Raw genomic sequence first — 24,735 nt, 5'->3', positions numbered from 1 at the left:
AGAACCTCTAAAAGAAAGAATCTCCAACGATCTTTTACGGACTAAAAAATACTAATTTGAAAGCATGCAGCAATATCTTGATTTACTCCGCGACATTATGGAAAATGGGGTGGACCGTTCTGACCGAACTGGGACAGGGACGCGTTCCGTTTTTGGCCGGCAGGCTCGTTATGATCTTTCAAAAGGTTTCCCATGCTTGACGACAAAAAAACTCCATCTGCGGAGCATTATTCATGAATTGCTCTGGTTTTTGAAGGGCGATACGAACATCCAGTATCTTCACGACAACAAGGTGACGATCTGGGATGAATGGGCCGATGAAAACGGCGATCTCGGTCCGGTATACGGCCATCAATGGAGAAGCTGGCCCACGCCGGAAGGCGGTCACATTGACCAGATCCAGAACCTTCTGGACAGTCTCAAGAATAATCCGGATTCCCGCCGTCATCTTGTTTGCGCATGGAATGTGGCAGAAGTCGACAAAATGGCTTTGCCGCCATGCCATTGCCTGTTCCAGTTCTACGTGGGTGGCGTCGGCGCAAGCGGCAAGCGAAAGCTCAGCTGCCAGCTGTATCAGCGTAGCGCGGACATGTTCCTCGGCGTGCCCTTCAACATCGCTTCTTACTCGCTTTTGACGTTGATGCTCGCCCAGGTCCTTGATTACGAACCGGCGGAATTTGTGCACACGTTCGGCGATTTGCACCTGTACTGCAATCACTTTGACCAGGCGAAGGAGCAGCTTTCCCGCACACCGCGAGCGCTGCCGACGATGAAGTTGAATCCGGATGTCAAGAACCTGTTCGACTTCAAGTTCGAAGATTTCTCCTTGGAAAACTATGACCCGTGGCCGACCATCAAGGCTCCGATTGCAGTATGATGAAAATTTCGGTAATTGTTGCAGTTTCGGACAACGGCGTGATTGGTAAGGATGGCCATTTGCCGTGGCATCTTTCCCAGGACCTCAAGCGTTTTAAGGCGATTACGACGGGACATCACGTTTTGCTAGGTCGCAAGAACTATGAAGATATCGGACGCCCTCTGCCGAACCGCGTCAATCTGGTGCTTTCACGGAATGAGAACTTTGAAGCTCCGGGCTGTATCGTCGTGCGCGACATGGAACAGGCTTTGAAGATTGCGGAACAGAGCGGGGAAGAAGAACTCTTTATCATCGGCGGTGCCAGCGTTTATGCAAGAGCCATGCCGAAGTCGACAAAGCTTTACCTGACAAAAGTCCATGCCGAAATCGATGGCGACGTCAAAATGCCGACTCTTGGAGAAGGCTGGAAGCTTTTGAGCGAGGAGCATATCGGAAAGTCCGAAAAGGACGATTACGAAACGACCTTCCAAGTTTTGGAACGTTCGCTCTAGAATTCCCAAATTCAACGGTGTACAAGAAAGGCTCGCTTTGCAACGGGCCTTTTTTCAGATCCCCGAAGGGTTCAATTTTTCTGATCTTGTACGAATTGCACCGCTTCGGCAAGGTGCTTAAAGCGGAGGATGTCGATTTTTGCCGATTTCGAAATCTTGGCGGATGCAGGCAGGATGATATGCTCAAAGCCAAGACGCTGCGCTTCTTTGACGCGTAGGTCCGTTTGGCTGACGGAGCGGATTTCTCCCGAAAGCCCGAGTTCGCCGATGACAATCGTATGCGGCGGCAGGGAAATTCCCAAATGGTTGCAGACGATCGCGAGGGCGATAGCGAGGTCCGTTCCCGTATCGGCAATTTTTAAGCCCCCGGCGATGCTTGCGAAAACGTCGGAGTTTCCGATGGGGACGCCTCCGAACTTGTCGAGCAACGCGAGGATAATCGTTAAACGCTTTTGGTCGATGCCTGCAGCGACACGCTGGGCGACCGCATAATTCGTCTGGTTCACCAGGGCCTGCGTTTCAAAGAGCATCGCACGGGAACCTTCGATCGTGCAGCTGACGACGCTACCCGGGGAATTCATGTTCGTCGCGTCGAGAAAAATCTTACTCGGATTTGAAACGCTCACAAGTCCGCCGGATGTCATTTCAAAGACGCCGATTTCATCGGTGGCTCCGAAACGGTTCTTGATTGTACGCAGAATACGGTACTGCCCATTGCGATCGCCTTCAAAATAGGCGACTGTATCGACCATGTGTTCGAGGATTCGCGGACCGGCGATCTGACCGTCCTTTGTCACGTGCCCAATCAAGATCGTGATACAGCCCGAATTCTTGGCAAAGACCATCAGCGAAAGGGTGCTTTCGCGAAGCTGTGAAACGCTTCCAGGAGTCCCTGGCAAATCGGCGTTGTAGACCGTTTGAATGGAGTCGATGACAAGAACTTCTGGTTGGATCGCTTTCGCTTTTTCAAGGATCTTGTCGAGGTTCGTTTCGCAAAGCAGAAGGAGGTCGCTGCCCGAAACGCTGAGTCTTTCACTGCGCAACTTGACTTGCACAGCGCTCTCTTCGCCGCTGACATACAAGGCTTTGACGCCTGCGCTTGCCATGGTGGCAAGCGTCTGCAGCACGAGCGTCGATTTTCCGATACCCGGATCGCCACCGATTAAGACGAGGGAACCTGGAGCAAAGCCTCCGCCGAGCGTTCTGTCAAATTCGGGACTTGCGGAACTTAACCTTTTTGCGGCTGTCGTTTCGATGTCGGCGAGCTTTCGCGGAACGCCGGAAAGTCCGTCGGTGTCGAGACTGTTATGGCCGAGCCCTCGGCGGGTCGCCTTGCTTTCGACGGGACGTTCGACAAGGCTAGACCATGCGCCGCAATGCGGACATTTGCCAGCCCATTTGGAAGTGACTTCGCCACATTCCTTGCAAAAAAATTCGGTATCGTTCTTAGCCATGCTTTAAAAATAAAAAACTGCCACTTGATAAAGTGACAGTTTTTGACAAATTTGATTGGTGCTTTATTCGATGCCTGCAGCTTCTTCGGCAGACTTCTTACGGCGCTTCTTTTTCTTCTTCGGCTGATCGCTTGCGGTTTCGGACTTGACTTCCACAGCCTTTTCGCCGAGCTTCGTGAAGCCGTACTTACGCGGTTCGAAGCCGTCCGGGAACTTGGTCTTTGCATCGTAAATTACCTTCTTGGCGGTGAACTTTTCGATGTGAGCGTGGGTGAGGTCTGCACCGGAGAAGTCGACGTTTTCCATCTTGGTGTCAGCGTCGATCTTTACGTTCTGCATGTTTGCGTTGAGGAAGGTGACGTTGTCGAGCTTGGCACCGGAGAAGTTTGCACCGGTCAAGTTGGCAAGGTCATAGCTCGTACGGCTGATTGTCGAGTTCGAGAAGTTGGCCTTGGTGAGGTCCGCGTTATCGAAGATGTTCTTGAAGATGTAGGTGCCGTCGAAGATTGCCTTCTGCATGATGGCACCGCGGAAAATGCTCTTGCTTGCTTCGCCATCGAAGAAGGACGCCTTGTTCATCTTAGCCTTTTCGAAAGAGCTCTTGGTGACGACGCCCTTATCGAAAACCACGCCAGAAAGATCCTGGCCGTTGAATTCCATGTTCTTCAGGTTAGACTGGGCGAAGGAAGCCTTTTGGAGCTGAGTCTTGGAAAGATCGACGTCGTTGAAGTCGGTCAAGGAAAGGTCTGCGCTCTGGAGGTTCACATTGATGAACTTGGTACCGGAGAAGTCAGCCTTGGAAAGACCCGCCTTGGTGAAGTTCACATCGCGGAGTTCCACGCCGCTGAAGTCTGCGTTGATCAGGTTGCAAGCCGTAAAGTCCGTCTTGACGATCGTTGCGTCATCGAGTTTGGCGGCACCCATCAAGGAGCGGGAGAAGTTCGTGTTCGTCAAATTGGCATCGCTGAAGTCGGCCATAGTCAAGTCGACATCGATGAAGGATGCGTTCTTGAGGTTTGCATCGCTAAAGTCTGCCTGGTCGGAAACCTTCATAGCGTCCAGACGGGCGTTTTCGAGGTTTGCCTTCGGGAAGCGGGAATCCAGAAGGGTTGCACGGTAGAGGTTTGCGCCCTTCAAGTTGGCTTCCTTAAAATCGGAGCCACGCAGGTCCGCGCCGGAAATGATTGCGCCTTCCAGATTGGCTTCACGGAAGTCCGGATTGTTCATCACGGAGTTCTGGAACTTTACGCCACGGAGATCGGAACCGCGGAAGTTGACAGGTTCATGCGTTGCGTTGGAACCGGTAAAGTCCGTCACGTTCTTGACTGCCTTCGCATTTTCAAAGTTGAATCCATCGATGTTTTTGCTGCGGAAAGAAACGTTGATATCCTTGCCGCTCCAGTCGGTCTGCTGGGCAAATGCGCCAGCGGTCATGGATGCGAGCAACAAGACACCGAACTTGGATGTCAAATTGAGGTGCATATTCATTCTGTATATCCCTTTGTAAGAGTCCAATCAAAATTTATGTTGCACCTAAAATAAATTAAAAAACACACTTTGGATAAAAAAAAGATAAGATGTTTCTATAAAAAAGCTATTTTGCAGGTTATGACATGCTATTTGAAGGAAAATTATGACGTAATCATCTGTGGCGCAGGCCCAGCCGGGCTTTATGCTGCAAATTGCCTTCAAAAAGCCTCCGCTGGCAAGCTTTCGGTGCTTCTCGTCGACAAAAAATCCCCGTGGAAGGAACCTGTCGCCTGTGCGGAAGCGGTTTCCCGTAAGATTTTCTCCCGCTATTGGACTCCAAAAGAGGAATGGATCCGTCAGCATTTGAACGGCGTCTATTTTACGGCGCCCGATATGACGCGTGTGGAATATTTCCAAAAAGATTGCGGTTTGATTTTGAACCGAGCCGCTTTTCATCACGAAATGGCGGATAAGGCGGCGGAACTCGGCGTTGAATGCCATTTTGAAAATAGGGTCTCTGCCCTTGCCCCGGCTGAAAACGGCCTTTGGGCGGTGACGGTCTGCTCGGGAGAGACGGAATCCGTCTTGAAAACGAAGGTCGTGATCGATGCGACGGGTCCCGGTGCAAAGATTTCTCGTCGCGTTCCGGGCCTTGATGCGCTCGAAACGGGGGATTTTGACCAGGAATCGGCCATTTTTGCGATTGCGAAAGGCGTTCCGCACAGCACGCGGCATATTGAACTTCTTTTTGGTCAGCGTTTCTTTGAAGGCGGTTACGGCTGGGTGTTCCCGCGTGACGGCGAAACGGTCAATGTGGGCCTTGTCGGCGGCCGTGATTTCTTGAAAACGCATCCGCCACGTGCGACTCTCGAAAAATTTATCCAGGAAGCTTATCCGGATGCGAAAATTCTCGCTTTCCACGGCGGTGCGATTCCCTGTGGCCAGTCGGAACATCCGATTGCGGCGAACGGCGTCTTTAAGGCGGGGGACTCGGCGAGTACCGTGAACCCGATCAGCCGGTCGGGCATTGTCGAAGCGATGAAGAGTGGAAAGATTGCTGCGGAATGCGCCTTGGAATGGCTTTCCGCGACTTCGGAAGAAGAACGCCGCGAAATAGAAAAGTCTGCCTACGACCGCTGGATGAAGATCCAGGGAAAGACGCATTTAAATTATTCCCGCGGAAAAAGCGGTTTTGCAAGGATCTCGGATGCGCAGTTCAACAAGGCGGCTCACCGCCTCGCTTCGATTCCTGTGGAAAAGCGCTCGATCTTCCGCATCTTCTGGGCGGTGCTCGCCTCTTCGCCGAGCATTCTCTGGAAGCTGAAATCGTTCTTTATTTAACAGGTTATTGTTCCGTGAAAAGCATTCTAGAAGTTGAAGAAGAAATTCGCGCGACATTTGCCGCATTCACTTCGTCCGACGATAAATGGGCTTATCTCTTGAAAATCGCCCGTGAACATCCGGGGATGGATGATCGTTTGAAAGCCGAAAAGTTCCTGGTGAAGGGGTGCGCTTCGCGCATGTTCCTTGTACCGGAATTCAAGGATGGAATTTTACACTTGCACATGGACACGGAAGTCGGGGAAGCGAACCCGTTGATCAGCCGTGGCCTGGGCGCTCTCGCTCTCAAAATCTATGACGGTCGCACTCCGGAAGAAATCCTTTCCGCGGATCCGGCATTCTTTCAGAATATCGGTCTGCAGCAGGGGCTTTCGCCGACGCGCGCAAACGGTTTTGCGAGCCTCTTGAAACAAATCTACCTGTATGCCAAGGTCTATAGCGCTTTGGCGACACGTGCAAAGGAATAGGAGGGATTATGCTGAGCTTTATCAATATCATGGGCGGAAAAAATCCGCTGGACGATCCGGAAGATGAAGAATCCACCGAAGGCGGCGAAGGCAAGAAGAAAGTCGAAGTCAAAGGCTTCATGAGCTGGTCGGACGCTCTTGTTCTGCTCCTCATTATCGGCGGTATCATCGGTGGTTATAAGTATTACCAATACACGAAGAAAAAAAGCGCAGAAACGTTTGCCCGTTGCGCCCTGCTCTTTGACGGTGGGGATTTTGCCGTGGCGAAGGACTGCTATGAATCGACATGGGAACTGAGCTATGCTCCTGCCGACCTCGACAGTATTCGTGTGGTGCGTCTCGGTGCAATCGAAGACATGAAGGTTTCTCAGGAATATGTGCTCGAAACAACGCGCACCGCTTTGCAGGGAAACGATACCGTTGCCGCAATCAAGGCGATGAAGAGCTTTCAGGGGCCGATCCTTTTGAATGAGGACGACGCCGAAGAATGGAAGTCCTTGCAGACGGCTTTTGCTTCTGCCATGCAGGATTCCGTGGTGAATACGGTTAAGGATTCGACGGCTGCGAAGTAGACGTTTCGACGAAGATATTTCTCGAATCATCTTCGAGAATGGAAAGCGTGAGGCGGTGGGTGATGCCCACCGTTTCGTCGTCTAGGCGTTCCGGCCATTCGATGAGCGTGACGCCGTCGCGTGTCATATAGTAATCCACGCCGATTTCGCCGAGGTCCGCATGGGGCGAAAGGCGGTAGAGGTCCAAATGGAAAAGGGGCATTCCGTTTGGATTCGGGTATTCGTGGACGATCGTGTAAGTCGGGGAATTGACCTGACCTTGGAATCCAAGGCCCTTGCAGATGCCACGGCTAATGACCGTTTTACCTGCACCGAGCGTTCCGTAAAGCGCAAGGACAGAACCCTTGGGAAGGGTCTTTGCAAAGTCTTCTGCCCACTTCAAGGTTTCTGCTTCGGAGTGGGTCTGGACTTCTAATGCTTTGACGAATTCGGTCATAGGTTGTCCTTGTACTGCTGGTAGCAGAAACTGCGGACGAGTTCAAAGTGGTTGTCGAGATGCCAGATGCCGATGTCTGGGTGCTTGACGCCGTTGAAGAACGTCGTCTTGACCATGGTGTAGTGGATCATATCGAAGAAGACGATCTTGTCGCCTACTTGGAGCGGTTCGTCGAAACTGTAGTCTCCGACGATATCACCGGCGAGGCAAGTGTTTCCACCCAGGCGGTATTCGTACTTCTTTTCGCCGGGCATGCCGGAGCCGAGGATCATCGGGCGGTAAGGCATTTCAAGGCAGTCCGGCATGTGAGCGCTCACGGAAACGTTCAGAATGGCGATGTCCTTTTCGTTGCGGACAATGTCTTCGACGGTGGCGACGAGTTCGCCCGTTTGCCAGCCCACGGCTTCGCCCGGTTCAAGAATGATCTGAACGCCCGGGTAGCGGCTGTGGAAGCCTTTCAAGATGGAAATCAGACGGTCGACTTCGTAATCGGCGCGGGTAATATGATGGCCACCGCCAAAGTTTACCCACTTCATCTTCGGAATGAATTCGCCGAAGCGTTCTTCAAAGTTCTTGAGGACCGCTTCGAGAGCGTCCGCGTTCTGTTCGCAAAGGGCGTGGAAGTGCAAGCCTTCGATGCCTTCGAGCTGGTCTTCGCGGAATTCCTTGCGGGTGACGCCCAAACGGGAATACTTGCCGCAGGGGTTGTAAATGTCGGTGTCGACGGTTGAAAATTCCGGATTGATGCGGATGCCCGGGCTTACTTTAGCGGCGAGGGACTTCTTTTTGAAGCGCTGCCACTGGCTAAAACTGTTGAATGTAATGTGGTTTGCGATGGTCAGGATTTCGTTGATTTCGTCGTCGCTGTAGGTGGGTGCAAAAACGTGCACTTCCTTATTCATCTCTTCGCGTGCAAGAATTGCTTCATTTAAACTTGACGCGGTCGCCCCTGCAAGATATTTTCCAATAAGAGGAAACGTGCTCCACATGCTGTAGCCTTTCAAGGCACAGATGATCTTGACATCCGCTTCGTCCTGTACACGCTTGAGGATTTCAAGGTTACGGATTAAGCGGCTTTCTTCGAGAACGTAACAAGGACTAGGAACTTGAGAATAATCAATCATGATTCAAATTTACTTTTTACTAGATTTCTCTCCAAGAGAGGTTTTCTTTTGAATCGAATTTGCTGTACCCTTCTTGCTATTCTAGGCTCGTCCTGCTTGGTTTTTGCACAAACGCCTTCGCCTATGGTGCTTACGTCGTCTTCGGGAATAGGCGCCTCTTCGTCATCTGCAAGCTTAATCCGTGGAACAGAGGATTTGGGCAAGGCTATCGAGGCGAAGATGGATTCCATCAGCCGTGCACTCGAAGCGGACTCGAAGGAAAATTCCGACAGTCTCGCCAAGGCAAAGGCAGACAGCGTCCGTTCCGCTCTCAAGGCCGGAAACTATGTGGGCCGTGCCCAGTATGACAAGAGCAACTTTGACTCTTGGAAGATCGATACGGTTTACCAGAAGTCGATGAAGGAAAAGGTTTCTGGAGATTGGCGCACGCCGATTCTTTCGCACGGTCACGCTTTCCGCGACGCGGCTCTCACGTTCCAGATGAACGATACGCTTGTCGGAACGACCCGCACCTATTCGGATTCCGGACGTTACCAGATGACGGGTGAATATACCTACCGCGCCCGTTACCGCTTCCAGGACGATTCGACGATCGTGACGCGAGAAGTCTTTAAGGACCGTGGCGTCGTGCGCTGGGACTTTATCCAGTTCAAGATCGATGGCAAGAAATTCCTGTACCATCTGAAGAAAATCGAATTCCGCGATCTGAACGACAACTGGTTGAATGCCTTGCAGGGCTTTGACAAGGTCGATCCGGAAACCTACCTGAAGGTGGAAGGTTCGAACTCCAATACGCCGAAGTCCGTTTTGCAGGTCAATGCCAAGTAATGCAAAATCCGCGGCAAGAATTTGGGGGGGATTTCTCTTCCTCGGAATTTTTACCGCCATCCTTTTTTTGCTGACGATTCTTTCGGGCCCTTCTTCGGTGGGCGTTTCGGATGTTATCCAAACATTTTTAGGAAAGAGCGATGTCGTGGCGAGCGATATCGTTTGGCAGATCCGTTTGCCGAAAGCCTGTGCGGCCCTCCTCACGGGCATTTCACTTGCGATCTCGGGCCTTGTGCTGCAGAGCGTTTTTAAGAATCCGTTGGCGGGGCCTTTTGTGCTAGGCGTAAGTTCCGGGGCAAATCTCGGCGTGGCGCTGGTGCTGCTCGCCGGCTTTGGCGGTTCGATAGGCGTGTTTCCCTGCGCGGCTTGCGGAGCCTTTGGCGTGGTGCTGCTGGTACTCTTTGCGTCGAAGTTCGTGGCGCACTCCGTTTCGCTTTTGATTGTCGGTTTGATGCTCGGCTACTTTGTCGATGCGATTGTTTCTTTTTTGATGGCGACGAGCTCTTCGGAAGCGCTTCGCGGATTTATGACATGGGGACTTGGTTCGTTTTCGAGAGTTTCTTTGGATGTAGTCCCGACTTTTTTTGTGGTGACTCTTGTGGGCGTGATTTTGTGCGGTTTCTGTGTGCGTTACCTGAATGCAGCGCAGGTCGGAGATTCCTTTGCGCAGTCGCTGGGGGTGAACGTGCGCCTTTCGCGCATGGCGGTTCTTTTGGGGGCGAGCCTTCTTGCCGCAGGGGCGACGGTCTGCTGCGGTCCGATCGGCTTTATCGGGCTTGCTTCTCCGCATATCGCCTATGGAATTTTTAAGTCATCGAATCACCGCGTGCTGCTTCCGGCGTCTGCACTGGTGGGTACGGAACTGGCTTTGCTTTCGGGGCTTGTTCCTGGAATTCCGCTTGCGAGCGTGACGAGCCTTTTTGGAGCTCCGATCGTCTTGTGGATTTTCTTGCGGTCGAGACGAGGAGGGGAACGTGCCTAACGCGATTCTTGAAGCGAAGAATTTTTCGGCGGGCTATACCTATGCACTGTTTGCCCCGGTCGATTTGAACCTTTTTGAAGGGGAACTCGTTTCCCTCGTAGGACCGAACGGGGTGGGCAAGAGTACTTTGCTCAAAAGTTTTGCAGGGATTCTTGACCCGTGGTCAGGCGAGCTTACGTTGTGCGGAATGTCGATGGAAAACTTTACGATGCGCAAGCGGGCTCAGACGGTCGCTTCTGTTTTTACGCAGGAACGCGTTCCTTACGGAATGTCGGTACGGGAATTCATTTCGCTCGGACGCATTCCGTATTCCGGATTTTTGGATGCCCGAACGGAAGAAGATGAAGCGGCGATCGACAAAGCGATTGCGAGCGTTCAACTTGAAAAATTTGTCGACCGCGGCGTGCTCAACCTTTCGGACGGGGAACGTTCCCGCGTGTTGATCGCCCGTGCGATAGCGGCTGAACCCAAGGTTCTTTTGTTCGATGAACCGACCGCCTTTTTGGACGTTCCCAATATTTTGAATCTTTTCCGCATTTTGAAAACGATGGCTTCGGAACGGAATCTGACCGTTCTGCTTTCGACGCAGCATGTGGATTACGCTCTGCGTTTTTCGGATAGGATTATCGGTTTTGACGGAAAAGGCTTTGTTCGCGAAGCGACTCCGCAAGAAATGAATGAATCCGGATTCTTGGGGTGGTCCTGTGTGGAATAAACTTTGGAAGTTCGGCATTCTGGGATTCTTTTGTGCGCAATGCGTTGGCTGTGCAGGGAATCGTTCGGAAGAATCTGCGGAGCCTTTGAAAAGCCCTGTGTGCGGCGAAAAGCATTTGCTCTGGAAGGCGGAAAAATCAGGAGCGCCTGCCGTGTGGCTGCTCGGCAGTATCCATTTGGCGGATTCCTCTTTTTACCCGTTTGCGCCTGTGATCGATTCGGCTTTTGATGCTTCGAGCCTTCTTGCCGCGGAACTCGATTTGACTGAAGAAAGTACAATGCAGGAAACGGGCCGTTTGATGGCAGAAAAGGGAAGGCTTCCGGCTGGCGTGAAACTGGACAGTATTCTTCCCCAGGAATTGTATGCGGAACTCGATTCCGTGACAAAGGCTTGGAACATTCCGCTTGAAATTTTGAAGCCATTTCGCCCGTGGATGATCGCACTTTCGCTTTCTGCCGTGGCCATTGAACGCACGGGGCTTTCGGGCGAATATGGCATTGACAAGGAACTGCTTTTCCGTGCCGAAGATCAGAACAAGAAGGTCTTTGCGATAGAAACACCCGGGGAACAGGTGAGCATTTTTTCGGATGCAGAAGATTCTTTAGGCGTTCGCTACCTGAAGAATACGCTCGATGAGATTACACATGCGGATTCGTTGATTACCGAAATTGCGAACGCTTGGAAATGCGGTGACGTGCCAAAAATGCAGCGGATCTTTGCTATGGATAAGACGGACGCGGATTACGAGGAAGCGCTTTATACAAAGCGGAATTTGCGCATGGCAGAGAGTATCGATTCGTTGGCGACAGCCGGGGAAAAGGCGTTTATCGTTGTCGGTGCGGCGCATTTGGTCGGTTCCGGGGATAATGTTTTAAGGCTTTTGGAAAAGAAAGGCTACCGGATTCGGCAGAGATAGGGGATTTCCCGTAACCGCCAAAAGAAAAACGGAATCCTCGGAGGCTCCGATATTCCTTGCGGCTCCAGAGCTGCTTTATATATATTTTACGGAAAAATCGCAAACGGAGCAAACCATGTCGCAGCCAAAATGCAAAACGATGACCTTGGAAGAGCGCAAAGCGCGCGTTGCAGAATTAGCCCGGCTCTTCAACGAGAACAAAACCTATTATCTTTCTAAAGAATTTAACGAAGCCAACTGCCGTGGACAATTCATCGATGTTCTTTTGGAGTGCCTCGGCTGGGACGTGAAAAACGAAAAGGGTGCCCGCCCGGACAAGCGGGAAGTCATCCCCGAAGACCGCGTGACCATCGACAACCGCACCAAACACCCGGACTATTCCCTCTGTTTCGGGGGCATCAAAAAAATCTACGTGGAAGCCAAGCAGCCCAGCGTGGACCTGAAAAAGGACCCAGCCCCCGCCTTGCAAGTGCGCCGCTACGCCTATACCTCCAAAATGCCCATCGCCATCCTCACGGACTTCTCGGAATTCGCCGTTTACGACACGCGCATCAAGCCCAACTCCAAGGACACCGCCGGCACGGCGCGCATCGGATATTACACCTTCGAAGAATACGCCGAAAAATTTGAAGAGCTTTACAACCGCTTCAGCTACGAAGCTGTGGATCTGGGCAAGTTCGACACTTATTTTGAAAGCGCGAAAGACAAAAAGGGGACGGCCAGCGTGGACGACGACATCCTTTCCATGATAGAACGTTGGCGACTTCTCCTAGCCGAAGACATCGCGCTCCACAACGCCGAAATCGACGAATACAATCTCACCTCCAGCGTCCAGAAAATCATCGACCGCATCCTCTTCTTGCGCATCTGCGAAGACAAGGAAATCGAAGAATACGACGCTCTAGGAAAAATCGCCCGGAGCAAAAACGGCATTTACCCCCGCCTCCAAAAACTCTTCGACGCGTCGGACAAAAAATTCAACTCCGGCCTTTTCGCCAAGGACGACTTTACCGACAGCCTTTCCATTCAGGACAAAACCCTCGAAAGCATCGTCGGCGAACTTTACTACCCCAAATGCCCATACGAGTTCAGCGTCCTTCCCGTGGAAATCCTGGGCTCGATTTACGAACGCTTCCTCGGCAAAATCATCCGCTTCAGCCGAAAGACGAAAAACGGACACAGCGTGGAAGTCGTTGAAAAGCCCGAAGTGCAAAAAGCCGGCGGCGTGTATTACACCCCCACTTACATCGTGAATTACATCGTGGAAAACACCATCGGCAAAAAAATCGCCGGACGCACTCCCGAGCAGATTGCGAAAATGCGTTTCGTGGACCCCGCTTGCGGCTCGGGGAGCTTTCTCATCGGCGCATACCAGTATCTTCTTGCCTACCACCTTGACTACTACGACAGCGACAAAAACCGCGCCAGGGCCGAAAAATCGGGAATCATTTACAAAGACTCCGCAACCCTTTCTTACAAACTTTCCGTCGAAGAAAAAAAACGCATCCTTTTGAACAACATCTACGGCGTGGACATCGACGCGCAGGCGGTGGAAGTCACCAAACTCTCGCTCTTCCTCAAGCTGCTCGAAAACGAAGGCAAGGCCCTCTCCCAAAGCGGCATGGGCGAAATGTTCCGCTCTTCGGATCTTGCGCAAAACAAAATCCTCCCCGACATGCGGGAAAACATCAAGTGTGGCAACTCGCTCATCGGAAGCGACTTCTACGCCGACAAAAACTTTCTGGACTTTTGCATGGAAGAGCAAAGAAAGGTGAACGCCTTCGACTGGGAAAAGGAATTTCCCCAAGTATTTACGGACGGGGGAAGCCTCCCCCTCGCGAAAGCCAAAGCGTCTTTCGCTACCCCCTCTGCGGGGACACCCCGCAACGCCCCGAAAAAAACGCGGACTGGCGGATTTGACTGCGTCATCGGCAACCCGCCGTATTTGCGTGTGCAAGGTCTGCGCGAAAATTATGAAGAAGAAGCGAAGTTTTATGAACAGAATTACCAGTCTGCAACAGGACGGTTCGATTTTTATGTTCTATTCCTGGAAAAAGGATTCACCTTGTTGAACAAAGACGGCTATCTCTCTTTTATTTGTCCGCATAAATTCTTGAACAGCGACTTTGGCGTGGGATTACGCTCTTTCATATACAAAAATCGTGCGCTGAATTTTTTAACGCATTTTGGCTCGGAGCAAGTCTTTTCTTCGGCATCGGTTTATACCTGCGTCATCGGACTTTCCCATCAGAACAAAAATTTTTCTTATGCGCAAGTGATACCCACTGAAATTGAAAACGGCGTTGTGTCGGAAACGTTCCCCATAGAAAAATTAAGCGATACAAGCCGATGGAGTTTTCAAACAGGAATGGCTGCAACAGTTCTTGAAAAATTACATCAACAAAAAAATACAGTGAAAGAGGTATTTAAAGGGATTTATCAAGGCATTGTCACCGGCGATAACAAAGCATTTTATTTAGAAAACTGTACAGAAACCAAAAAATTTATTACAGGTTATTCAGAGGCTCTAGATCAAGACGTCCAAATAGAAAAAGGAATTTGCAAACCTGTATTGACAGGCAAAACCATTCAGAGATATTCTTTTAACGATAAAAAAGAATACATGATTTATCCTTATAGATTAGGCAGATAAATACTTTACAAAACAAGCAAAGTTTACTATATTTGCATCATGGAAAAAGATGATGCAAGAAAGAATGTCCAGAGCCTTCTCGAAAAACGGAAGACAATCGTAAAAATGAAGAAGGCGGGATTCAAGAAAAGCAAGATCGCAGAGACCTGCGGCGTGAGCCGCCCCATGGTGGATGCAGTTCTATCGCTTTACGAGAAAGGCGGGATGAATGCGCTCAAGCCGAAGACAAGGGGCCGCAAGGAAAGGGAAAAAAGGCTCCTTTCCGCCAATCAAGAATCCGAGATACAGAAACTAATCCGGGACAAGCGTCCCGAACAGCTCAAGTTCAAGTTCGCCCTCTGGACCCGCGAAGCGGTTGCGGAGCTTGTCCGCAGCAAATTTGGAGTGAAGCTGGCCAAGAGAACGGTCGGCGACTACCTCAAAAGATGGAACTTCACCCCGCAAAAACCGATTGTCCGCGCGTACGAGCAAAACCCCGAAGCGGTGAAGAAGTGGCTCGAAGAGGAATACCCGAAAATAAAGGCCGATGCGGTATGCGAGAATGCGGAAATCCACTGGGCGGACGAGACCGCCATCGTGAACACGGATGTCCGTGGCCGCAGCTACGCCCCCTGCGGGCAGACCCCGGTCGTGAAGGCTCCCGGATGCAGGGAGCGCTTTTCCATGATATCGGCGGTGAACAATCGCGGGAAGTGCCACTGGATGATGATTGACGGGGCGTTCGACGCGACGAAGCTCATCGACTTCATGACGGCTCTGGTGAAGGATGTGTATGCAGACGGGAAAGGGAAGAAAGTGTTTCTCGTGATGGACAACCTGAGGGTTCACCACAGCAAGCCGGTAAAGGAATGGCTTGAAGCGAACACGGACAAGATAAGCGTATTCTACCTGCCCAGCTACAGTCCCGAGCTGAATCCTGACGAACGTCTTAATGCCGACCTGAAACACGAAATATCTTCCAACGCACCGGCTCGGACTCGCGAAAAGCTACGCTCCCATGCGGAATCCCACATGAAAATGGTGAGCAACAGCCCTGAACGAGTAATCAAGTATTTTGGCGACAAGCATGTCTCTTATGCAGCATGACTATGTAAAAAATATATCCGCCGGAGCAATATTATAAAAAGGATAATGGAAAAACCGTTCTCTATGAAGAACAAGAATTGAAAAATCAATTTCCATATTGTTACGGATATTTTTCGTCTTTAAGAAAAAGATTGGCTAGTCGAGGAACCGCCAGTATGAAATACCCATCTTGGTATTCGCTGTGGAATTTCCGAAATATCGATAATCTTTCAGTGGAAAGAATCTTAACGCCTGATGTATGCTATGGTGCAACAATGTATCTCGATTCCGGAGAACATTATCATAACGACACTTCATATGCGTTTGTTTTGAAAAATCCAGATTCTAATTTGTACAAAACATATTTGGCTATTTTGAACTCGCCTATTATTTGGTTTTACTTGAAAGAAACAGGAACTTCTCTTCGTGGAGGATATTTCCGTTTTAAGACCAAATATTTGGAGAATTTTCCTCTTCCCACCGCCACGCCCGAACAGCAGCAAACTCTCGCCGCCCTTGCAGACCAAATGCTTGCCGCGCACACGCAGCTTGCTTCTGCCAAGTCCGACGCCGACAAGAAAACGCTCCAGCAGCGCATCGCCATTTTGAATGCGCAAATCAATGCGCAGGTCTATGCCCTCTACGGCCTTTCCTCCGAAGAAATCGCCGTCGTGGAAGGCGCATAAGCCGATTTCAGGCGCGGCATCCCTGCGCTCATCCCTGCGGTCCTCCCGTCATTGCGAGGCGCGATAGCGGCGTGGCAATCTTGATTGCGGGAAAGGATTGCTTCTACACTTCGAGTATAACTCCACTAAGGTAACAAAGTTACCAAGTGTCGTATATCCACATAGAGGATAACTCCACTAAGTCAATAAATTGACAAGTGTCGTATAACCCCTGCGGGGTTCGCAATGACGGAAAAACGTTCGCCATGACAACTGTAGCCGTTTTCACGTACACACGGGCCAAAATTTTTCTTGACGGACAATTTTCACGTAAAAACGCGCAAAAACCGGTTTGCTTCGACAGGCTCAGCAACCGTGCTTTGATAACCGCTCCCTGTGCTCATCGAAGAGAGCGGTTTGGTGTGGTCATTTCGACAAGCTCAATGACCGGCGCTCCCTGAGCTTGTCGAAGGGCACCAACCATGCTTCGACAGGCGCACGAGCCATAGCTCGGCCACTGACGACTGACAACTCGCCTAGCATTGCAATCTTTGCATTCTTTGCATTCTTTGGCTATATTTTCCCGGAAACGCCTAACCAAACATTTTGAACTCGAGGAAAATGCATGAAAAAGTCACTTCCAGTTGTTTTGACGGTCGCATTCATGGCTTTGATCGTTGCTTGCGGCGATGAAAATACGACAAATGTAACGAATGTCACGGAGACTTCCGGCATTGACGTTGTCGCAGCGGGGGATTCGCTGCCCGCCTGTGGCGAGGAGAACGTGGGCGAAATCGTATTTGCCGAGGATTCCGCGCAGGTTTATTACTGCGCCGACGGAAAATGGACGACGCTCAAGGGCGAGCAGGGCGAAGCCGGCAAGGATGGAACGGACGGCGAAGTGGGTTCGGATGGAAAAGGCTGCATTGCGGAAGCCATCGACAACGGTTACAAGATACTTTGCGGTGGCGACTCCATCGGCGTATTGCTGAACGGCGAACAGGGCGAAAAAGGCGAACAGGGCGAGCAGGGAATTCAGGGTGAAAAAGGCGAGCAAGGCGAAAAGGGCTTGGATGGCGCAAGTTGCACCGCCGTAGCGTTAGAAGACAATTCAGGATTTAATGTTATATGCGGCGGCGATACCATTGGCGTATTGAAAAATGGGGAGAAGGGGGAAGCCGGTGAAAATGGCTCGGGCTGCGAAATCGCCGACCAGGGCGATGGCGTTGTGGAAGTGACCTGCGGCGAAGGGGAGAACGCCTCGACGACGACTCTGTATAAGGCCATGTGCGGAGCGGCAGCCTACGATCCGGCGAAAAAGTTCTGCATCGATGGTGCTACCTACGACTTGTGCGACTCCAAATCTTACGACCTAGCAACGCAATTCTGCGCTGCCGATTCCATCTACGAGTTATGCGGAACGGAATCTTACGATCCCGCGACGCAAATGTGCCTAGACAACCAAATCGTTTTGGTGTGTTCGGATTCGCTGGACGGCGAGAAAATTACGGTGAACGGGACTTCCTACCAGTGCTGGGAACAGAAGTGGATTGAAGAAAAGGCGAATTGGCAATATCTGAATCCTGCGATTTCCTATGGAATGTTCACGGATTCCCGCGACGGCCAGGTTTACAAGACCGTGACTGTTGGAACCCAGACCTGGATGGCGGAGAACTTGAACTATGATTACAATGAAGGAACCGCTAAAAGTTACTGCTACAACGACAAGCCGGATTCCTGCGCCAAGTACGGGCGGCTCTACCTGTGGAGTGCTGCCATGGATAGTGCCGGGGTGTTCAGCGACGGCGGCAAGGGCTGCGGTTACGATGTAGAGTGCAACGCGACGGAACCGGTCCGCGGCGTCTGCCCCGAAGGTTGGCACTTGCCAAGTAAAGAGGAATGGAGTGTGCTTTTCGAGGCCGTCGGTGGAGAGGATGTCGCAGGAACAAAGCTCAAGTCCACCAGCGGTTGGGACTATGATGATCATGGAGGAAAGACCGGGAACGGCACGGACGAATCCGGCTTTTCCGTGTTGCCGGCGGGCCTCCTTGGCCCTGGCAATTACTACTACGCCGGCGAGAGCGCCAACATCTGGAGTTCTACGGAGCGCAGCAGTGGCAATGCGTACCGCTGGTACTTCCACTACGGCAACGAGTCCGTGCTCTTGAATTACTACGACGACTTCAAGGACTTCGGGTATTCCGTACGTTGCCTCAGGGACTCGGACTGAGGCAGTGCTTCGACGAGTTCGACAAACGGTCCCTGAGCTTGTCGAAGGACAGCAACCATGCTTCGACAAGTTCATTTGTTTGTATATCCGAGCCTGCCTAGCCGTAGGCAAGGCCGCCCCGTTTTTTGGGCGGTCGGCTGGTTGTTATCAATTATTAGTTGTTCGTTGACGAGAAATCGCCGGATTCCCCGCAATAGCTGATGGGAGCCTTGGAAGTCCCGTCTATTTATTCCGCTTGGAAATATCTAGCCCCAATCGGCGGGCGAGGGCGTAGAGCCCGGGGCGTAAAATGCCAAAACTTTCGGCGGTTCTGGAGATGGAACCGTCGTTTTCCCGGATTTTCGCCACGATGTATTCCCGCAATTCCTGCTTTTGCAGCTCTTGAAACGCGGCATAGGAAATGCCTCTCCAATCGCGTCGAATCGGGGTGTTCGCCTGTGCGGAAATGGGCGTGGTAAAGATGTTTTCGCTCTTGAGTTCGTCGCCGTTCATCAGCACGAGCCCGCGGTGGATGGCGTTTTCGAGTTCCCGAATGTTGCCCGGCCAATCGTATCGGATGAGTTCCTGCATGGTTTGCGGGGAAATGCGGGGCGAGAGGCCTGGCCGAATGGAGTATTCGCGGATAAAATGCGCGACCAGTTCCGGGATGTCCTCTTTGCGTTCTCGAAGGGCGGGGACGTAAATGGGAATGACATTCAAGCGGTAGAACAAATCGCTTCGGAAACGTCCGGCAAGGGTTTCTTTTTGCAAATCGCGATTGGTCGCTGCGATAATCCGCACTTTGACTTTTTTGGTTTCGTTGGAACCGACGGGACGGATTTCGCCCTCTTGCAATGCCCGCAAAAGTTTGGCTTGCATGGGCAGCGGAATGTCGCCGACTTCGTCTAAATAGAGAATGCCGCCGTTTGCCGCTTCAAAAAGCCCCCGATGTTCGGAAATGGCGCCTGTAAAGGCTCCGCGAACGTGGCCGAACAGCTCGCTTTCAAAAAGGCTTTCCGTAATGGCGCTGCAATTCACGGAAATCAGATGGTTTGAAACCGATGCGATCGCTTTGGCGACCAGTTCCTTGCCGACTCCGGATTCTCCTTGGATTAAAACGGTCGCCCCTTTGCTTCGGATGGCCTTGAGAATGGAGTCGTAAAGGCGTTTGATGGCGTCGCTTTTTCCGACAATTTTTTTCAGGGATTCTTTGATGGCGGCAAGGATTTCGGACTGCTGCTTGAGTTCATTGACGACAGTCATAAAGCGCAGCCGGAGTTCTTCTTTGCTTAAGACGCCGCTGTACAATCGCTGCTGGAATGGATTTAAATGGAGAATGTCCGAACCGACGCCCATAAAGCGCGTTGCCGGAGAAATATCCTGCAAGGTCTGAAAGAGCGATTCGGGGTATGTCTTGTCCAAATCGACTACAGCTATTGCCGGGAGAAATCGGCGGAAATCTTCGACGGCATTCAAAGAGTCTGGGCAAAGAAAGGTTTCATACCCGTCCACGTTGGAAAGCACGTCTTCTAAAAAAGAAATGCTTTCGTTCTCTTCGGAAAGGAAGAAAATCCGAGTTTTGCCCATGGAATTTTATTTGCCGAGAGCCTGGGAACGGAGCGTTGCCGCTTCGACCGTGTGCATCAAGGTTCCACGAAGACCGGCGTCTTCCAGAACCTGGACGCCTGCAATCGTCGTGCCGGCCGGGGAAGAAACCATGGCGGAGAGTTCACCTGTGTCCTTGCCGGATTTTTTCAGCAGTTCGACGCTGCCTTCGATGGTGGCGAGAGTCAGCTGCATTGCGACAGGGCGGGAAAGGCCCATCTTCACACCGCCACGCACAAGACCTTCGATGAATTCGAAGACATAAGCCGGAGCGCTGCCCGAAAGGCCCGTCACCGCGTCAATTAGGTTTTCACCGACGGTCACGGTGATGCCGACAGTCGAAAGGAGTTCTTTAGCGACTTCGAGGGATTCTTGGGAAACGCCGTCCGAAGCGATGGCGATGGCGCCTTTCCCGACGGTCAATGGCAAATTGGGCATGACCCGGACGACGTCGCCGTGGGCAAAGTTCAGCGCGTCCAGAATTTTTTGGCGAGAAACCCCGGCCATGATGGAAATGATTTCCGGTTTGGACGTGTTGCTTTGGGCGCTGGCATTCCATTCGCTCGCGACCGCCTTGAAAATTTGAGGCTTGACGCAAAGGAAAAGAACGTCGGCTTCGTTTGCCATTTTTCCGAAGTCGCTGTAACGAACGGCCCCGAGATCGGCGACGGATTTTGCCGTGCTTTCAAAGGGTTCAAAAAAGAGAACGTCCTGGGGATTGTGCCCCGCCTGAAGCAATCCGCGGAGAATGGCTCCGCCCATGTTACCTGCACCAGCAAATGCGATTCTCTGAGACATGTTTTGACTCCTAGCCATTCATCGAGGCTAAAAATTCTTCGTTGTTCTTTGTCTTTTGAAGCTTGTCTCGCATGAATTCCATGATTTCCACGGAGGTCTGTTCCTGGAGGAACTTGCGCAAAATCCAGACGCGGCGGAGGGTATCTTCGTCGAGAAGAAGTTCTTCCTTGCGAGTGCCGGATTTGAAAATGTCGATAGCCGGCCAGATACGCTTTTCGGAAATGCGACGGTCGAGCACGAGTTCCATGTTGCCGGTACCTTTGAATTCTTCAAAGATGACTTCATCCATACGGCTGCCGGTTTCGATCAAAGCGGTACCGATAATCGTGAGGGAACCGCCATTTTCGATTTTTCGGGCTGCACCGAAGAAACGCTTCGGGCGTTGCATGGCAAGAGCATCTACGCCACCGGAAAGAATCTTGCCGGAATGCGGAATCACCACGTTGTTTGCACGGGCAAAGCGCGTAATGGAATCAAGAAGGATTACGACGTCGTTGCCGTATTCGACAAGGCGCTTTGCCTTTTCAAGAAGGATGTCGGCAACCTGCGTGTGATGTTCAGGAGGTTCATCGAAAGTGGAAGCGATGACTTCACCCTTCACATGGCGACGCATGTCGGTCACTTCTTCCGGACGTTCATCGATCAAAAGCACAAAGAGCTTGACTTCCGGATGGTTCTTGGCAATCGCGCCTGCGATGTTCTGCAAAAGAACCGTCTTACCGGTACGCGGCGGAGCGAGCAAGATGCTGCGCTGACCCTTACCGATCGGGGAGAAAAGATCCATGATGCGGGTCGAATATTCGTCCTGACGCCATTCGAGATTCAGCTTTTGATACGGATGAATCGGGGTCAAGTATTCGAAGGCGACACGGTGCTTTGCTTTTGCCGGATCTTCGCCGTTGATCGTATCGACGCGGGCGAGACCGAAGTAGCGTTCGTTGTCGCGCGGCTGACGGACAAGACCCGTGATCGAGTCGCCGGACTTGAGCTCGAAACGGCGAATCTGGTTCGGGCTGATATAGATATCGTCAGGACCGGCGAGGTAGTTCAGGTCGGCGTTGCGGAGGAATCCGTAGCCTTCCTTCATAATTTCGAGAGTGCCTTCCGTATAAATCGGAGCGCCTTCGCCGGAAATGGCCGCGAGCAAGCGGTAAATCAAAGCCTGCTTGCGAAGTCTCTTCACGTCCGGTATGTTCAGTGCGTTTGCTTTTTCCTGCAAATCGAACATCGGCGTATTGCGGAGTTCGCGCCAGCGATGCATGGCGATGGCGACCTTTTCCGGGTCGGCCGGAGGAGCCTGGAGCTGATCGTCCGGGATATCGTCTTGCGGCAAGAAACGGTTGTTGCGACCGTACTTGTTCTTGCTAAACTTATTGAACTTGCCGTGTTGTCGATTATTGCCGTTGTTGTTGAAACGGCGATTGTTGTTGCCGTTTCCGCCGAATGCCGGGGCATCGGGTGCCGGAGCTTCGAGCGCCGGATTATTCTGTGCGGCTTCCATGGAATTTTCGGAGAAGGTTCCGTCGTTGTTCGGGAGAGAACCCTGATTTTCTTCAGTGAGTTCGCTTGTGCCCGGAGTGACGACGGCTTCCGGTTCACCGAAAAGTTCCGATGTTGGAGCGGACATTTCCGGTGCTTCGACGGTGTTAGGCTGTTCTTGCACTTCCGGTGCGGAATCCTGTTTTATGCTTATTTCTTTGGGGACTGCGTTTTTACGGGGGCGTCCGCGGCGTTTCGGAGCTTCTTCAGGCTTCGGCTGGTCTTCGGGGAAAGTAATCGGAGCGGCGAGATCTCCCAGAGCGGAAAGATCTGGGGTCGGGGCATCCGGGGGAACCATATCAGAAATCAATTGAACGGAAAAAGAACCGTTATTTTTCTTCGGTCTTGGCACAGGGTCTCCTGCGAACTATAAAAGAAATAAAAAAGATGTAATATGAATAAAGGAAAAAGCGAGAATGCTTTGTCCGCCGCTAAATATACATAAAAAAATCTATATTGGCACTTGTGGAATCTTTGGAACGCGTCTTCATCGCTTTAGGCAGTAACATCACTCCACGAGGCAAACGTCTCGCGGAAGCTCGATTGATGTTAAAAAAAATATCCTTGGGCGGTTGGAAGGAAAGTTCCATCTACGAGACCTCGCCTGTCGGTCCGCAAAACCAAGGACCTTTCTTGAATCAGGTCGTTACATTCTGGTATGGCAAAGGTCCCGAAAAACTTTTGAATTATCTCAAGGGCGCGGAACTCTTTTTGGGAAGACGTCCGCGTGGACATTGGGAACAACGTGAAATCGACATGGACCTGCTCTACTACGGCGAATGCATTCGCAAGGGGAAACAGGACGGTCCGACGGTGCCGCATCCTCTTGTCACGAGCCGTGGCTTTGTGATGGTCCCGCTTGTGGAACTGGACCCGGACTGGGTCGATCCGTTGCTCGGAAAGAAGGCGAAGAAAATCTTGGATGAACTGAGATTCACCGGCGCCGATGTGGATTTCAAGAAAGTGGAGGTGGGCGATGAATGAAGCATTTGTAGGACAGTCGAGATCGGAAGCGACAATAAAGCTTCCGGAACGTGTGCATTTTGTCGCGATTGACGGTGTGATCGGTGCCGGTAAAACTTCGCTCGCTCGAATCCTTGCCAAGGAACTCGGGGCGAATCTCGTATTGGAACAGTTCGAAGAAAACCCGTTCCTGGAACGCTTTTATGAAAATCCGGCTGCTTATGCTTTCCAGACGCAGCTCTTCTTTTTGTTGTCGCGCCTGCGCCAGTTCCAGGACGCCTTTGTGCAGAACGACCTGTTCCGTCACAACGTCGTGAGCGATTACACGTTTGAAAAGGACCGCATCTTTGCTCTCCAGAATTTGACGGACAGCGAAATGGCCATGTACGATACGGTTTCGAACAGCCTTTCGACGAGCCTTCCGCATCCGGATTTGATCATCTATTTGCAAGCCGATGTTCCGACCCTCTTGAGCCGCATCAGCAAGCGCGGACGCGCGATGGAAAAATCCATCGAAGGCAATTATCTGCGCGATCTGTTACAGCGCTACGATCATCATTTTTGGCATTACACCAAGGCGCCTGTTCTGATCATCAATACGAATAAAATCGATTTTGTCAACAACGAAAAACATCTGCAGATGGTGCTGAACGCGATAGCAGCAGCGCCGACGCAGACAACTTACTTTGCTCCTGAAGGTGGCTAAATAAAATGAAAATTGTCAAGACGATTGCAGAACTCCGTGCAGAACTTCTCCCGTTGAAGAAAGCAGGCAAGAGCATCGGCCTCGTTCCGACGATGGGCGCTTTGCATGAAGGTCATATGAGCTTGGTGGACGCTTCTGCCAAGGAAAACGATGTGACGGTCGTGAGCGTATTTCTGAATCCGATCCAGTTTGGCAAGAATGAAGATCTCGACAAGTATCCGCGTCGCTTGGAAAAAGATGCAGAACTCGTCGACGCTCACGGCGGCAATTTTGTGTTTGCTCCGACTCCGGCAGAAATGTATCCGGATGGAGATCCGCTGACGCTCGTGCGCGATGAAACGATGGAATGCCTTTACTGCGGTGCGACCCGTCCGGGACATTTCCGCGGCGTATTGACCGTGGTGACAAAGCTCTTCAACATCTCTGGCGCAGACCGTGCCTATTTCGGCAAAAAAGATTACCAGCAGGCTTTCCTTATCAAGCGCATGGTGAAGGATCTGAATATGCCGATTGAAATTCACACGCTTCCGATTGTGCGCGAAGCTTCGGGACTTGCCCGTTCGAGTCGCAACGAATACATGAACGATGTGGAACGCGGCGCAGCGGTTGCGATTTCCAAGGCTCTCCTCGATGCCAAGGCTTCTTATGAAGCAGGCGAAAAGGATGTGAACAGGCTCCGTTCCAAAATCCAGGAAAACGTGGCGAAGGCCGGCGGCGTGGTGCAGTACATTGAAATCGCAAGTCAGAAGACTCTTTTTGCGAATACAAGCGGCACCGTTGATGAACCGTCCGTGATCCTCATTGCCGCTTTCTTTGGCAAGACCCGCTTGATCGATAATATGGAATTGAACTGAGTTCT

The 24,735-nt window shown here is 51.6% G+C and carries 23 protein-coding genes; 16 read left to right on the top strand and 7 right to left on the bottom strand.

Annotated elements, in window-relative coordinates; translation table 11 throughout:
• Positions 1-64: 64 nt before the first annotated feature.
• A complete protein-coding gene (locus tag BGX16_RS01835) occupies positions 65-877 on the top strand; it encodes a thymidylate synthase (RefSeq protein WP_100424526.1) in 813 nt (270 codons plus the stop codon).
• Entirely contained in the window at positions 874-1,368 is a 495-nt protein-coding gene (locus BGX16_RS01830; RefSeq protein WP_241899405.1) for a dihydrofolate reductase, read from the top strand. The genes BGX16_RS01835 and BGX16_RS01830 overlap by 4 nt, the downstream gene beginning before the upstream one ends.
• A gap of 71 nt (positions 1,369-1,439) precedes the next feature.
• On the opposite strand, the gene radA is transcribed toward BGX16_RS01830, so the two are convergent.
• Both radA and BGX16_RS01820 read right to left on the bottom strand, forming a co-directional pair.
• Positions 1,440-2,822 (bottom strand): DNA repair protein RadA, encoded by a 1,383-nt coding sequence (gene radA, locus BGX16_RS01825; protein WP_100424525.1) that lies wholly within the window; start codon positions 2,820-2,822, stop codon positions 1,440-1,442.
• 63 nt (positions 2,823-2,885) lie between these two features.
• Positions 2,886-4,310, bottom strand: a complete 1,425-nt coding sequence (locus BGX16_RS01820) for a pentapeptide repeat-containing protein (protein ID WP_241899404.1) — start codon at positions 4,308-4,310, stop codon at positions 2,886-2,888.
• 120 nt (positions 4,311-4,430) lie between these two features.
• On the opposite strand from BGX16_RS01820, the gene BGX16_RS01815 reads away from it, so the two are divergent.
• Genes BGX16_RS01815 through BGX16_RS01805 form a run of 3 tightly spaced genes read left to right on the top strand, consistent with a single transcriptional unit; the run spans position 4,431 to position 6,672 of the window.
• Complete coding sequence (locus tag BGX16_RS01815; RefSeq protein ID WP_100424524.1) at positions 4,431-5,633, top strand: NAD(P)/FAD-dependent oxidoreductase; 1,203 nt, start codon at positions 4,431-4,433, stop codon at positions 5,631-5,633.
• Positions 5,634-5,647: 14 nt separating this feature from the next.
• The gene (locus BGX16_RS01810; RefSeq protein ID WP_100424523.1) at positions 5,648-6,100 is read left to right on the top strand and encodes a SufE family protein; all 453 of its coding nucleotides are present in this window, start codon (positions 5,648-5,650) and stop codon (positions 6,098-6,100) included.
• Between the two features lie 8 nt (positions 6,101-6,108).
• Positions 6,109-6,672 carry a hypothetical protein gene (locus BGX16_RS01805; protein ID WP_100424522.1) on the top strand — a complete coding sequence of 188 codons (564 nt, stop codon included), beginning with the start codon at positions 6,109-6,111 and terminating at the stop codon, positions 6,670-6,672.
• Here the strand turns inward: BGX16_RS01805 and tsaE are convergent.
• Positions 6,647-7,108 carry a tRNA (adenosine(37)-N6)-threonylcarbamoyltransferase complex ATPase subunit type 1 TsaE gene (tsaE, locus tag BGX16_RS01800; RefSeq protein WP_100424521.1) on the bottom strand — a complete coding sequence of 154 codons (462 nt, stop codon included), beginning with the start codon at positions 7,106-7,108 and terminating at the stop codon, positions 6,647-6,649. The two genes, BGX16_RS01805 and tsaE, sit on opposite strands and share 26 nt — an antisense overlap.
• The gene (gene nspC / locus BGX16_RS01795; RefSeq protein WP_100424520.1) at positions 7,105-8,232 is read right to left on the bottom strand and encodes a carboxynorspermidine decarboxylase; all 1,128 of its coding nucleotides are present in this window, start codon (positions 8,230-8,232) and stop codon (positions 7,105-7,107) included. The genes tsaE and nspC overlap by 4 nt, the downstream gene beginning before the upstream one ends.
• 123 nt (positions 8,233-8,355) lie before the next feature.
• Between nspC and BGX16_RS01790 the strand changes: the two genes are divergently transcribed.
• The 8 genes from BGX16_RS01790 (at position 8,356) to BGX16_RS14925 (ending at position 18,286) form a co-directional block, all read left to right on the top strand.
• Positions 8,356-9,060 (top strand): hypothetical protein, encoded by a 705-nt coding sequence (locus BGX16_RS01790; protein ID WP_100424519.1) that lies wholly within the window; start codon positions 8,356-8,358, stop codon positions 9,058-9,060.
• Entirely contained in the window at positions 9,050-10,042 is a 993-nt protein-coding gene (locus tag BGX16_RS01785) for a FecCD family ABC transporter permease (protein ID WP_100424518.1), read from the top strand. The genes BGX16_RS01790 and BGX16_RS01785 overlap by 11 nt, the downstream gene beginning before the upstream one ends.
• Complete coding sequence (locus tag BGX16_RS01780; RefSeq protein ID WP_157797814.1) at positions 10,035-10,757, top strand: ABC transporter ATP-binding protein; 723 nt, start codon at positions 10,035-10,037, stop codon at positions 10,755-10,757. The genes BGX16_RS01785 and BGX16_RS01780 overlap by 8 nt, the downstream gene beginning before the upstream one ends.
• Complete coding sequence (locus tag BGX16_RS01775) at positions 10,720-11,673, top strand: TraB/GumN family protein (protein WP_100424516.1); 954 nt, start codon at positions 10,720-10,722, stop codon at positions 11,671-11,673. Before BGX16_RS01780 ends, BGX16_RS01775 begins: the two co-directional genes overlap by 38 nt.
• A 115-nt stretch (positions 11,674-11,788) precedes the next feature.
• Complete coding sequence (locus tag BGX16_RS01770) at positions 11,789-14,326, top strand: Eco57I restriction-modification methylase domain-containing protein (protein WP_100424515.1); 2,538 nt, start codon at positions 11,789-11,791, stop codon at positions 14,324-14,326.
• 39 nt (positions 14,327-14,365) lie between these two features.
• Positions 14,366-15,412: an IS630 family transposase gene (locus tag BGX16_RS01765; protein ID WP_073306514.1), complete on the top strand. Its 1,047-nt coding sequence runs from the start codon at positions 14,366-14,368 to the stop codon at positions 15,410-15,412.
• Between the two features lie 77 nt (positions 15,413-15,489).
• A complete protein-coding gene (locus tag BGX16_RS01760; protein WP_157797812.1) occupies positions 15,490-16,077 on the top strand; it encodes a TaqI-like C-terminal specificity domain-containing protein in 588 nt (195 codons plus the stop codon).
• Positions 16,078-16,681: 604 nt separating this feature from the next.
• Positions 16,682-18,286 (top strand): fibrobacter succinogenes major paralogous domain-containing protein, encoded by a 1,605-nt coding sequence (locus tag BGX16_RS14925; protein ID WP_241899403.1) that lies wholly within the window; start codon positions 16,682-16,684, stop codon positions 18,284-18,286.
• 222 nt (positions 18,287-18,508) lie between these two features.
• On the opposite strand, the gene BGX16_RS01750 is transcribed toward BGX16_RS14925, so the two are convergent.
• Genes BGX16_RS01750 through rho form a run of 3 tightly spaced genes read right to left on the bottom strand, consistent with a single transcriptional unit; the run spans position 18,509 to position 22,559 of the window.
• On the bottom strand, positions 18,509-19,852 hold the full coding sequence (locus tag BGX16_RS01750) for a sigma-54 interaction domain-containing protein (protein ID WP_078777158.1): 1,344 nt from the start codon (positions 19,850-19,852) through the stop codon (positions 18,509-18,511).
• Between the two features lie 6 nt (positions 19,853-19,858).
• A complete protein-coding gene (gene proC, locus BGX16_RS01745) occupies positions 19,859-20,668 on the bottom strand; it encodes a pyrroline-5-carboxylate reductase (RefSeq protein ID WP_100424513.1) in 810 nt (269 codons plus the stop codon).
• Between the two features lie 10 nt (positions 20,669-20,678).
• Positions 20,679-22,559 (bottom strand): transcription termination factor Rho, encoded by a 1,881-nt coding sequence (rho, locus tag BGX16_RS01740; protein ID WP_420866599.1) that lies wholly within the window; start codon positions 22,557-22,559, stop codon positions 20,679-20,681.
• Between the two features lie 113 nt (positions 22,560-22,672).
• Between rho and folK the strand changes: the two genes are divergently transcribed.
• From folK to panC, 3 genes are read left to right on the top strand one after another with little or no spacing between them, the layout of a single operon-like run.
• Complete coding sequence (gene folK, locus BGX16_RS01735) at positions 22,673-23,191, top strand: 2-amino-4-hydroxy-6-hydroxymethyldihydropteridine diphosphokinase (protein WP_241899574.1); 519 nt, start codon at positions 22,673-22,675, stop codon at positions 23,189-23,191.
• Positions 23,184-23,876: a deoxynucleoside kinase gene (locus BGX16_RS01730; protein ID WP_241899402.1), complete on the top strand. Its 693-nt coding sequence runs from the start codon at positions 23,184-23,186 to the stop codon at positions 23,874-23,876. Before folK ends, BGX16_RS01730 begins: the two co-directional genes overlap by 8 nt.
• A gap of 5 nt (positions 23,877-23,881) precedes the next feature.
• Complete coding sequence (gene panC, locus BGX16_RS01725) at positions 23,882-24,730, top strand: pantoate--beta-alanine ligase (RefSeq protein WP_100424511.1); 849 nt, start codon at positions 23,882-23,884, stop codon at positions 24,728-24,730.
• Positions 24,731-24,735: the final 5 nt, after the last annotated feature.

This window comes from Hallerella succinigenes (genome assembly GCF_002797675.1).
Taxonomy (GTDB): Bacteria; Fibrobacterota; Fibrobacteria; order Fibrobacterales; family Fibrobacteraceae; genus Hallerella; species Hallerella succinigenes.
The sequence above is the reverse complement of the archived record's forward strand: the minus strand, read 5'-3'. Positions and strand labels throughout refer to the sequence as shown.